We start from the raw sequence: 12141 nt of genomic DNA, 5'->3' as shown, positions 1-12141 counted from the left end.
ATACTGCTGTAATTATACTAGAACAAAGTAATTTAAATTTTTTTACTCCACTTAATGATTATGTTTGGATTAAGAATTTGCCTTTTTGGATAAAACTTATCATGTTAACATTGATTTGTTTAATTATTCTTTCCGTATTTATGAGTATTTCAATTTCTCTAATAAAAAAAGAATTAGATATGAAAACGAANAATCAAACTAAAATCCTTAAAGGAAAAATAGAGGATGAACTGTATCTTGTTTCAAAACTTGCAAGTACGATTAAAGAAAATAATAGTGATATTTTGAAAAATTTAGAGAATATTAAATCAAAATTACGTATAGAATTAGACAACTTTAATAATTTAGATTAAAAAATAATTGGTAAAAAGTTGTATAAAAGAGGTCAGACAAAAACTAGCTTCTAAATCACAACCAGCCGTCTAACGGATGGTTTGTACTAGTGCTATAAGCCAAAATTACCAGCCAGCTCCCAAAGACGCTGGCTTTTCACATTGTACAACATCTTAGCCGTGCTATGAGTCGTATCTGTGTCCAAATCATGAATCAATTTGAGTGAAAATCCCATGAATACAAGGCTATTAAACGTTACTGGAAGCTCATTCAACAGGATAGCCGTAAACTCAGTGATAAACGTTTTTATCGCCCTACTTTTCGTATGCACTTAACTAATAAAGAGATTCTCGACAAGCTTTTGAGCTATTCAGAAGACTTAAAACACCACTATCATCTCTATCAATTCTTGCTTTTTCACTTTCAGAATAAAGAGTCTGAGAAATTTTTCGGACTTATTGAAGACAATCTAAAGAAAGTTCATCCTCTTTTTCAGACTGTCTTTAAAACATTTCTAAAGGACAAAGGGAAAATCGTCAATGTCCTTCAGTTATCCTATTTCAACGCAAAATTGGAAGCGACTAATAATCTCATCAAACTTATCAAACGAAATGCCTTTGATTTTCGGAACTTTGAAAACTTCAAAAAACAGATTTTTATCGCTCTGAACATCAAAAAAGAAAGGACGAAATTTGTCCTTTCTCGAGCTTAGCTTTTCTTCAACCCACTACCATTGTTAAAGCCAAAAAAACAGGAGATTCCTCTCCTGTTTTATATTCTAGTTATTAGGATTAAACCCACTCACCGTTTGCATTTACAGTGTAACCATCTGGTGTAGTAGTACTTACTGCAAGAGCTCCTGATGCGTATGAGTAGTACCAGTTACCACCAACTTGATACCAACCAGTTGCCATTGCACCTGATGATTTCAAGTAGTACCAAGTTCCGTTATCTTTAACCCAACCAGTTGCCATTGCACCTGATGATTTCAAGTAGTACCAAGTTCCGTTATCTTTAACCCAACCAGTTTGCATAACACCTTCAGCATTTAGGTAGTACCAAGTTCCTTGATCATTAATCCAACCTGTTGCTTTTGTACCTTTTGAGTCTACTACATAAGTCCAGTTACCTTTAGTATCTTTATTCCAACCAAATTTAACTACAGCTTCTGGAGTTGGTGTGTCTGCTTTAATAACATCTTCCAATACGAATGCTACTTTTTCTTCTTTATATTTATCTTTAGCTGCTTTTTCAGCTGTTTCATAATTAGCTTTCGCAGTTTTTAGCGCAGTATCTGCATCGAACAACTTAGTAGTAGCTTCTCCAACTGCTGTGTATTTATCATTCTTAACTCGTTTTAGACTATCAAAAGTTTTACTTTCTTCCAATAGACCTGTACCGTCAGCAATTGCTTTAGTCAAAGCTTCAATAGCTTTTGTAAGTTTTTCAGAGTCTTTTTGTTCTGCTTTTACAGTGGCTTCTAGCTCTTTAACTTCTTTTTCTAAAGTAGAAACTTTTTCATTAGCGTCAGAATAAGCTTGTTGAGCTTTTGCCAAGTCTGACTCAACTTTTAATTTGTCAGCTTCGTATTTCTTTGTAGCTTCTACATCACCACCAAGTGGTTTTTTATCATATTGAGCATTAACGGCATTCTGAGCATTTTCCAAGGCTACCTTGGCATTATCTAATGCTAAATATGCTCCTGTACGTTTACCTTCTTCTTTTTCACCTAATTTAGCTTGTTGAGCTGCCAAGTCTGCTGAATCTTTAGCTTTCTTAGCTTCTACTTTTGCTTGTAATTCTGTAAAAATTGCTTTTTGTCCTTCTGCATCACCTTTTTTTAGTTCTGCATCACGAAGAGCTTTAACGGCATCAGAATAAGCTTGTTGAGCTGCTGCAAGTTTTTCCTCTGCTGCCTTTTGAGCTTTTGTTGAAGCTTGTAGAGTTGAATTAGCTGCACGCAATGCATTTACAACAGGTTGAAGAGCTTTAACCTTAGCTACTGCATCATCAACTTTAACTTCCTCACTGACCTTAACTCCAAGAGCATCCTTAATTAAAGTTGCATATGAATCATCAGCTGAAACAGCTTGAACAGCACCAAATGCTGCAAGAGCGACTGCGCTTGTCAATAAAACTTTTTTCATCGTTTTATCTCCTTTATTTTTCTTTAAAATATTTTTTCGTAAGACTATCTTACTACCATACAGTATATAAATATTTGCAGGATTTGTCAAGGGTTTTCTTCATTTTTTTAAACTTTTAACCTATTTTTTCAAAAAAGGTTAAAAAAACACCTCTGTGAGATGAAATACCCTTCAAATACCGTGTCTTCCAAGTGAAAATCTCACAAATTTCTTAAATCCTGAGTCAAATCTCTCATATCTAATCCACATAGATAGTTGGACAGAACTCACTTCTATGGTATTATCCTATAACCCCTATCAAATGTCAAGCAAAAATGGCAAGTATTTTGGAATTAACTCGCCATTTCATTAACTTTCTACTATACTAAGGTGTGAGCTCATAGCAAAGACTCTAACTCAGCGACAGTCATACCTAATTGTTCACTAACAACCTCAGCTGTCAGAAGACCTTGGTGAACCATATCTAGGAAAGCAAAGAGTTTTCCTTCAATTTTTCCACGCTCCAGTCCCTGTTCAAGGCCACGTTCTAATCCTCTTTCTTCAGCTTGTTCCAAGGCATAGTCCTGCGCTAACAAGGCTTGTTCTTCTCGCCTGCGTTGTTCACTAAACATTTTCCTGTCCTCCTCGGACCAGCTCTTGTAGTCCAGCAGTTGGTCTGCTTGGCTGATGACTCGCTCAGGTTGCTGTGTAAAGGGCTTATTACCGAAAAACTCCAACCATGGCTTGCGAATACTATCCTTGCTGGTTTCTCTGTATTTTTAGGTCTTATTTATGATGGTCTTTCAATAATTCTTCAAACTCAGAGACAGTCATACCCAGCTGCTGGCTGGCAACCTCTGAAGTCAGAAGGCCTTGGTGAACCATATCTAGGAAAGTAAAGACTCTTCCTTCAACTTTCCCACGCTCCAGTCCCTGTTCTAAACCTTGTTCAATACCCTCAGCTCGCCCTTGTTCAATGCCCTCTGCACGGCCACGTTCAAGACCACTCTCTAAACCTTTTTCAAGACCTTCTGCCCTAGCTGTTTCCAAGGCATAATCATGAGCCAATAACGCTTGTTCTTCTCGCCTGCGTTGTTCACTAAACATTTTCCTGTCCTCCTCGGACCAGCTCTTATAGTCCAGCAGTTGGTCCGCCTGACTGATAGCTCGCTCGGGTTGTTGAGTAAAGGGCTTATTCCCGAAAAACTCCAACCATGGTTTGCGAACCTCGTCTTTGCTAGTTTCTCTGTATTTTTTTAGTTCCAAGAATGCCATCTTGACTAGATGATGTTCCTGTCCATTGTTTGTGATGGTTAAGACCTCACCTGTCGTGTCCTCTCGCATACTGAAACTGTGGAAGGCCAGGTCATCTGAGAAGTAATTGCTATCCACAATTGCGATAGCGTATACTGGTGCAATATGTTTGTAACTCTGATGAGTATCACCTTCACATTGGCGAATTTTTTCAAGATTCTGATTGACCTGACTGCACAGGTAAGCCCACAGGCGATTGATGAAAAAATTCTGATGATGAACTTGAATCTCAATAATTACTTGCGTACCATTATCCAACTCCGCTAAGACGTCTATACTGGTATAGAAATCCTGCGCCGAGTACGGCAGGGAAGGCAAGACGTGAATGTTACTTCCCTCCAAAATGGTCACATTTTTGGCTGGTAAATCCAACATATCGCGGATAAATTGACAAGTGATTTCTGGATTGCTAAAAATCTTCTTAGCAACCAAATCATTGGTCGGGCTAATGCCCGGATGACGTACAGTCATACTTTCTCTCCTTTCATTATAGCACATTTTTAAATCTAATCTCACTAGATTCACCGCTACTATCTATTTATTCGAAAAAGAGATGAAAAAAATAAAAGTTATTAAAATTATTGTCTATCCTTAATTTTGTCTGTATTAAAAGAGGTTTTGACACTAATTTTTGAAATTAAAGCACACTGAATCTAGAAACGATTTGAATCATCTTGATCTGTTCTTGGTATTCTTGTCCGAGTTTCCGAATTATGGTTTCTACTACTCAATGAAAATCAAAGAACAAACTAGGTAGCTAGCTGCAAGCTGTACTTGAGTACGGTAAGGTGAAACTGACGTAGTTTGAAAAGATTTTCGAAGAGTATAAGTCTTCTTTACAGATAGTAAGAACATCATAGTGCTCCTTGATGATTCTGATTTTCTCAGCTTGTTCAGGTGTTACATAGCTCGCTATAGCGATTCCCAAATACTACACCTAATCCTTCATTATCTTGGCAATCAACTTCTTAATGTTTGCTTTCTCATCTGAATTGTCAAAGATACTCTGAATAATAGCTTGAGCGAAAAATCATTCCTTAGTTCAATATTGATGTGAACCAATCCACAATATATCTTTCCAATTGCTTGGCAAACCAATCTTACTAGATAATATGATATTTGACTTTTCCATCAACTGTTCCTCTAAAGTCATTAAAAAATCGTTCCAATCTTGAACAAAAGAATGTGAATGATGTTATATAAGATTTTTCATAGCTAGAAGATAAGCAAATAAATCGTTATTATGCGTCTTTTTCTTTTTAGTCTCTGCATTCTTGTTTATTTGACGCAAATCAGCTGAAAAGAAACTTGGACTTGCTATTGTAAAATTTTGACCATATAGTCTTAAATGATGTGCTGTCCTATTTCTCATATACCATGTAGCTGAAACCCAGCCAAATAACTTACTTTGGATTTCTTCTCCATGAATTTTAGAATTTACCACACCAGTTGATAAAAATGTAGTATCTATCCAATACTCTCGGTATTCTTTTTTTAGTGCACTTATAAAACGAGTTGTTTCCCCAAAAGTCATCTCTTGAAAAAGCACCCAAATTGGGAATTTAGAACCTTTATTTTTGATATGATGCTGTATTGAAAGACTTTGATTCTCTGATAAATGTTTTTCTATAATTGAAATAAATTCGTTATATAATTCAAAGTTTTCATAAATAGTTTCATCCAAGTAACACTCACCTTTTTGATATTTTCCATTATATTGCTGGCAAAGCGATTCAATAAAAGTTGATTTTATAAATTGTTCTAATCTACCAGAAAATATAAACAGAAACTGCGACAACCAATCATTAAATTCATACAATGAAATCGCTGCTTGAAATTTTCCTTTATGAAGATTATCTGGAACCTGTTTAATAAACGCCGAAAACGAATAGTAATTATGACAACGTAAAAAGTTTTTGGAATCTAGTTCCTCTTCAGGTGACATATCTAGCTTATCTGAAAGATAACTTACCAGATCTTTAAGAGGTAAAAATGCTTTCATTTCTCTCTTTAAATCTCTTGACAAAGAAATACTATTATCAGTTGTGTACATCATTAACCTTCTAAATTTATAAAAAAATGACTCCAGTTGCTATGAAACAGGGAGCAAAAGGAGTGCTTGTATCTAAATACTATACCATTCTATAAAAAAAGTCAAGTAAACTTGATATTTTTTCAATTTGTGTCTAATTATTCACTCGCAAATTCTGAAGTTAAAACATGTTGGCGTACTAAATCTAGAAAGGTAAAAATTTTCCCACGCTCTAGACCTTGTTCAACACCCTCTGCTCGTCCTCGTTCCAGTCCCTGTTCAAGGCCCTCTGTGCGGCCACGTTCAAGGCCACGTTCTAATCCTCTTTCTTCAGCTTGTTCCAAGGCATAGTCCTGCGCTAACAAAGCTTGTTCTTCGCGCATACGTAGTTGACTAAACATTTTCCTGTCCTCCTCGGACCAGCTCTTATAGTCCAGCAGTTGGTCTGCTTGACTGATGGCTCGCTCAGGTTGCTGGGTAAAGGGCTTATTCCCAAAAAACTCCAACCACGGCTTGCGAACCTCGTCTTTGCTGGTTTCTTTGTATTTTTTAATTCCAAGAATGCCATCTTGACTATTAGTGCTAGTCTTACAACAACGCCTCAAACTCAGCGACAGTCATGCCTAATTGCTCACTCGCAATCTCAGAAGGCAAAAGACCTTGGCGAACCATATCTAGAAAAGCAAAAACTCTTCCTTCAACTTTACCACGTTCAAGACCACGCTCTAACCCCTGTTCAATCCCTTCTGCCCTAGCAGTTTCTAAGGCATAATCCTGAGCCAATAACGCTTGTTCTTCGCGTCTGCGTTGTTCACTAAACATTTTCCTATCCTCCTCGGACCAGCTCTTATAGTCTAGCAGTTGGTCTGCCTGGCTGATGGCTCGTTCAGGTTGCTGAGTAAAGGGCTTATTCCCAAAAAACTCCAACCATGGCTTGCGAATACTATCCTTGCTGGTTTCTCTGTATTTTTTTAGTTCCAAAAATGCCATCACTTGTGACGGTCTTATAAGAGTGCCTCAAACTCAGCGACAGTCATTCCCAATTGTTCACTCGCAAATTCGGAAGTTAAAACATGTTGACGAACCATGTCTAAGAAGGCAAAAAGTTTCCCTTCTTCCCTTCCTTCAACTTTTCCTCGTTCAATCCCCTCAGCCCTAGCGGTTTCCAAGGCATAGTCCTGTGCTAACAAGGCTTGTTCTTCACGCATACGTAGTTGACTAAACATTTTCCTGTCCTCCTCGGACCAGCTCTTGTAGTCCAGCAGTTGGTCTGCCTGACTGATGGCTCGCTCAGGTTGTTGGGTAAAGGGCTTGTTGCCGAAAAACTCCAACCACGGCTTGCGAACCTCGTCTTTGCTGGTTTCTCTGTATTTTTAGGTCTTATTTATGATGGTCTTTCAATAGTGACTCAAACTCAGCTACTGACATGCCCAATTGCTCACTCGCAACCTCAGGTGTTAGAAGACCTTGACGTACTAGATTTACTAAACCTACTTTTAATCCCTCTTCAATGCCTTCTTCTCGTCCTTGTTCACGACCCTCTGCACGACCACGTTCAAGGCCACGTTCTAATCCTCTTTCTTCAGCTTGTTCCAAGGCATAGTCCTGTGCTAACAAGGCTTGTTCTTCACGCCTGCGTTGTTCACTAAACATTTTCCTGTCCTCCTCGGACCAGCTCTTGTAGTCCAGCAGTTGGTCTGCTTGGCTGATGGCTCGCTCAGGTTGTTGGGTAAAGGGTTTATTCCCAAAAAACTCCAACCACGGTTTGCGAACCTCGTCTTTGCTGGTTTCTCTATATTTTTTTAGTTCTAAGAAAGCCATCTTTACTAGATGATTTTCTTGTCCATTGTTTGTAATTGTTAAAGCCTCACCTGTCGTGTCCTCGCGCATACTAAAGCTATGGAAAGCCAAATCATCTTGGAAATAATTGCTGCCCACAATAGCGATAGCATATACTGGTGCAATATGTTTATAACTCTGGTGGGTATCACCTTCTCGTTGGCGAATTTTTTCTAGGTTTTGATTGACCTGACTGCACAAGTAAGCCCACAGGCGATTGATGAAAAAATTCTGATGATGAACTTGAATCTCAATGATTACTTGAGTACCGTTGTCCAACTCCGCCAAGACGTCTATACTGGTATAGAAATCCTGCGCTGAGTAAGGCAGGGAAGGTAAGACGTGAATGTTACTTCCCTCTAAAATAGTTACATTTTTAGCTGGTAAGTCCAACATATCGCGAATAAATTGACAAGTGATTTCTGGATTGCTAAAAATTTTCTTAGCAACCAAGTCATTCGTTGGGCTGATGCCTGGATGACGTAATGTCATACTTTCTCTCCTTTCATTATAGCACATTTTTAAATCTAATTTTACTAGATTCACTGCTACTATCTATTTATTCGAAAAAGAGACGAAAAAACCTGAGAATTATCTCAGGCTTGGTCATTAAATCTTTTTCTCAATACTGAAAAGTGGAGAAAGTGGACGTTTTTCATGGATACGCACGATAGCATCACCCAGGAGATGAGCGATTGAAATCTGCTCGATCTTGTCAATCAAACGCTCTTCTGGCAGATAGATAGTATCCAAAACAACCAATTTCTTAATAGCTGATTTTTGGATATTGTCCATAGCAAGACCAGAAAGAACTGGGTGCGTACAGCTTGCATAGACTTCAACAGCACCAGCTTCCGCAAGGGCATCTGCCGCATGACAAATCGTTCCAGCCGTATCAATCATATCATCAATCAAGATACAAGTCTTGCCTTCAACCTTACCGATGATGTTCATGACTTCACTAGTATTCATCTTATCAACGCTACGACGTTTGTCAATGATAGCAATAGATGTTTTCAAAAATTCTGCCAACTTACGAGCACGAGTCACCCCTCCATGGTCTGGGCTGACAACCACATAGTCAGAACCAACCATGCCACGACGCTCAAAATAATCCGCAATCAGAGGAGCTCCCATCAAGTGATCCACAGGAATATCAAAGAATCCTTGAATCTGCGCAGCATGCAAGTCGATTGTCAATAAACGATCCACTCCAGCTACTTCAAGCATATTTGCGACCAGTTTTGAAGTGATTGGCTCACGCGCTCTCGCCTTTCTATCCTGACGTGCATACCCATAGTAAGGCATGACAACATTGACAGATTCTGCACTCGCACGCTTCAAAGCATCTACCATAATCAAAATTTCAAGCAGATTGTCATTTACAGGCGAACTAGTTGATTGTAGTATAAAGACGTGTTTCCCACGGATTGATTCTTCAATGTTGACCTGAATCTCTCCATCTGAAAATTGGCGAACACTTGATTTCCCCAACTCTATCCCAATCTCCTGCGCCACACGTTTTGCCAATTCTTGATTAGAAGAAAGGGCAAACAGCTTTAAATCAGAAAAAGACATGATTTCCTCCGGTATATATGTATCGCTTGTGCTTTTCACAAGATTTTCCATTTACCATTGTAGCTCTTTTTGCACTATTTTTCAATCAAAAATAAAAGAAGGGCACCATATTTGTACCCTTGCATCATTCTTTTGAAAAATATTCTAGTTCACTATCTCATCGTTCTTCTCAACAAAGCGATAAGCCTGATAAAAACCATAGAGAGTAATAGCCATAACCATCGGAATCGCTAAGGGCAACTCTGTCTCTAATTCTACAAAAGGAGAGTTAAACAAGAAATGAGTTCCCAAGGCCAAACCTAAGAAAATAAGCCCCTCTTTCTTGCCAACCTTCTGTCCTTTATAGGCTCTGTAAAGCAAGTAAACACCTACTACAGCTAGACCTGAAAAAGTCCAGTGAGAGGCAATACCTGAGATGATACGCTCTAAAATTCTCGAAATAGTAAAGTCAAAGCCCTCTGGTAAATCTGTACGAATATAGCCAATATCCTCAATCATTTGGAATCCCAAACCAGAAGCAATCCCAAGTAAAAACAAAGATTTTAATTTTCGCACAGGAATCAAAGCTAAAACAAAGACAAGTGGCAACAATTTCAAGGGTTCTTCTACCAAAGGAGCCACAATCGCACTTTCAAAGGCATTTAAAAATGTACTATCTGGGAAAAGAACCCCCAGCAAATCATGGATATAGGTATTCGCAAAGCTAGACAACCAGCCTGAAAGGAACATCCCACCCAATAAAGGTAAGATCAAGGCATTCTTTGGCAATTCCCATTTTTTCCCAATACGGAAAAGGAAATAAAGAGCTGGAATCATGTAAAAGAGAGCTAGAAAGATAGAAACTCCCATTAGTCCATATTCCGCAGTTGACATCGAACCATCCGTATAGTAGATGGTTTCATACTGTAAACCAATACATAGCAATAAGATAAAAATAAATAAAATACTGTTTTTCTTCATACACTTTCTTTCTAAATGAAGTGTTTATAATTCTACGACTGTCATACTTCCTGTATCCACATCGTAAATAGCACCAGAGATAATAACATCGTCTGGTATTAGGGGAGACTCGATAAGAAGTTGCATGTCCTCGCGTACACTCTCCTCTATATCTTGGAAGGGCAAGAAGTCTTGGTCTGACACATCGACACCTAGTTCCTCTTTTAAATACTCCTGAAAAGGTCCATTTTCAAAGGTCTGAGCACCACAGTCTGTATGGTGCAATACCACAATCTCTCTTGTCCCCATTTGTTGCTGGGAAATAACTAGCGAACGAATCATGTCCTCAGTCACTCGACCACCTGCATTCCGCAAGATATGAGCATCCCCAAGTGCCAATCCCAAAGCTTGCGCAACGTGCAAACGTGAATCCATACAGGTCACAATAGCCACTCTTGTTTTGGGTTTAAGTGGCAGATTTAACTGTCCATGTAGGGCAACATAAGCCTGATTAGCTTGCATAAACTGTTCAAAATACGACACGATTCCCTCCTTGAAAATTTGATAGTCAAATATTTCTCCTATCTTATCATTTTTAAGAGGATTTGTCACAGATTAAGCAAAAACCTTTTTCAAAACTTCCTGAATCGTTGTCACCCCAATAACCTGAATTTCTTTGGGCAGAGTGATTCCTGTCAAGGAATTTTTGGGTACATAAATCTTAGTAAAGCCCAGTTTAGCAGCTTCATTAATACGCTGCTCGATACGATTCACACGCCGAATCTCTCCAGTCAAACCAAGTTCTCCTACAAAACATTCCTGAGGATTGGTTGGCTTGTCTTTATAGCTCGAAGCAATGGCAACCGCAACGGCCAAGTCAATCGCAGGTTCATCCAATTTGACACCGCCAGCAGATTTGAGATAAGCATCCTGATTTTGCAAGAGAAGCCCTGCACGCTTTTCCAAAACAGCCATAATCAGACTCGCACGATTAAAATCAAGCCCTGTCGTAGTACGCTTGGCATTTCCAAACATGGTTGGCGTCACCAAGGCCTGAACCTCCGCTAAAATCGGACGCGTCCCTTCCATGGTCACAACGATTGACGAACCAGTCGCCCCATCCAAACGCTCCTCTAGGAAAACTTGACTCGGATTGAGCACCTCAACTAAGCCACCCGACTGCATCTCAAAAATTCCAATTTCATTGGTAGAACCAAAACGGTTTTTGACCGCTCGCAAGATTCGGAAGGTATGGTGACGCTCCCCTTCAAAGTAAAGCACTGTATCTACCATATGCTCTAGCATACGAGGACCAGCCAAGGTTCCTTCCTTGGTCACATGACCTACGATAAAGATGGCAATGTTATTAGTCTTGGCCAGCTGCATGAGCTCAGCCGTCACCTCACGCACCTGAGAAACAGACCCCTGCACCCCTGAAATCTCAGGAGACATAATGGTCTGGATAGAGTCAATAATGAGGAAGTCTGGTTGGATGCGCTCCACCTCAGCTCGAACACTCTGCATATTGGTCTCTGCATAGAGATAAAACTCGCTATCAATATCTCCCAAGCGCTCTGCTCGTAGCTTAATCTGCTGGGCAGACTCCTCCCCACTGACGTAGAGAACAGTCCCCACTTGAGACAACTGGGTTGAGACTTGTAGGAGAAGGGTTGATTTTCCAATCCCAGGATCCCCACCTATGAGGACGAGACTTCCTGGTACCACTCCGCCTCCAAGTACACGGTTGAATTCCTCCATCTCTGTCTTGGTTCGATTGACATTGATAGAAGTTACTTCAGCCAGTTTCATGGGCTTGGTTTTCTCACCTGTCAAGGACACACGCGCATTTTTGACCTCGGCAACCTCAACCTCTTCTACAAAGGAAGACCAAGACCCACAGTTAGGACAACGTCCCAGATATTTAGGGGAATTATACCCACAATTTTGACATACAAATGTCGCTTTTTTCTTTGCGATGAT

Annotated in this window: 7 protein-coding genes and 7 pseudogenes; 1 reads left to right on the top strand and 13 read right to left on the bottom strand. The window is 39.4% G+C overall.

The window, feature by feature from the left end; genetic code table 11:
- Positions 1-487 precede the first annotated feature (487 nt).
- Positions 488-1045 (top strand): annotated as a pseudogene (locus D8787_RS09600) (transposase); the annotation flags it as partial.
- A 79-nt stretch (positions 1046-1124) separates the two neighbouring features.
- Here the strand turns inward: D8787_RS09600 and D8787_RS11945 are convergent.
- From D8787_RS11945 to radA, 13 genes and pseudogenes are all read right to left on the bottom strand, one after another.
- Positions 1125-1484, bottom strand: a pseudogene (locus D8787_RS11945) (hypothetical protein); the annotation flags it as partial.
- A 1373-nt stretch (positions 1485-2857) separates the two neighbouring features.
- Positions 2858-3238, bottom strand: a pseudogene (locus D8787_RS09590) (hypothetical protein); the annotation flags it as partial.
- 7 nt (positions 3239-3245) lie between these two features.
- Complete coding sequence (locus D8787_RS09585; RefSeq protein WP_125423275.1) at positions 3246-4244, bottom strand: Rpn family recombination-promoting nuclease/putative transposase; 999 nt, start codon at positions 4242-4244, stop codon at positions 3246-3248.
- A 355-nt stretch (positions 4245-4599) separates the two neighbouring features.
- A pseudogene (locus D8787_RS12080) lies at positions 4600-4797 on the bottom strand (IS110 family transposase); the annotation flags it as partial.
- Between the two features lie 171 nt (positions 4798-4968).
- The gene (locus tag D8787_RS09575; RefSeq protein ID WP_185776795.1) at positions 4969-5826 is read right to left on the bottom strand and encodes an Abi family protein; all 858 of its coding nucleotides are present in this window, start codon (positions 5824-5826) and stop codon (positions 4969-4971) included.
- A 137-nt stretch (positions 5827-5963) separates the two neighbouring features.
- Positions 5964-6382: pseudogene (locus D8787_RS11510) on the bottom strand (hypothetical protein); the annotation flags it as partial.
- 11 nt (positions 6383-6393) lie between these two features.
- A pseudogene (locus tag D8787_RS09560) lies at positions 6394-6795 on the bottom strand (hypothetical protein); the annotation flags it as partial.
- A 14-nt stretch (positions 6796-6809) separates the two neighbouring features.
- Positions 6810-7178 (bottom strand): annotated as a pseudogene (locus D8787_RS11710) (hypothetical protein); the annotation flags it as partial.
- Between the two features lie 7 nt (positions 7179-7185).
- The gene (locus D8787_RS09545) at positions 7186-8136 is read right to left on the bottom strand and encodes an Rpn family recombination-promoting nuclease/putative transposase (RefSeq protein ID WP_125423259.1); all 951 of its coding nucleotides are present in this window, start codon (positions 8134-8136) and stop codon (positions 7186-7188) included.
- 117 nt (positions 8137-8253) lie between these two features.
- Complete coding sequence (locus D8787_RS09540) at positions 8254-9222, bottom strand: ribose-phosphate diphosphokinase (protein ID WP_125423256.1); 969 nt, start codon at positions 9220-9222, stop codon at positions 8254-8256.
- Between the two features lie 144 nt (positions 9223-9366).
- Positions 9367-10182 carry a PrsW family intramembrane metalloprotease gene (locus tag D8787_RS09535; protein ID WP_125423253.1) on the bottom strand — a complete coding sequence of 272 codons (816 nt, stop codon included), beginning with the start codon at positions 10180-10182 and terminating at the stop codon, positions 9367-9369.
- Positions 10183-10206: 24 nt separating this feature from the next.
- Positions 10207-10704: a beta-class carbonic anhydrase gene (locus D8787_RS09530; RefSeq protein WP_004237611.1), complete on the bottom strand. Its 498-nt coding sequence runs from the start codon at positions 10702-10704 to the stop codon at positions 10207-10209.
- Positions 10705-10776: 72 nt separating this feature from the next.
- Positions 10777-12141: a DNA repair protein RadA gene (radA, locus tag D8787_RS09525; RefSeq protein ID WP_125423250.1), complete on the bottom strand. Its 1365-nt coding sequence runs from the start codon at positions 12139-12141 to the stop codon at positions 10777-10779.

This window comes from Streptococcus mitis (assembly GCF_003944325.1).
Classification (GTDB): Bacteria; Bacillota; Bacilli; order Lactobacillales; family Streptococcaceae; genus Streptococcus; species Streptococcus mitis_CW.
The sequence above is the reverse complement of the archived record's forward strand: the minus strand, read 5'-3'. Positions and strand labels throughout refer to the sequence as shown.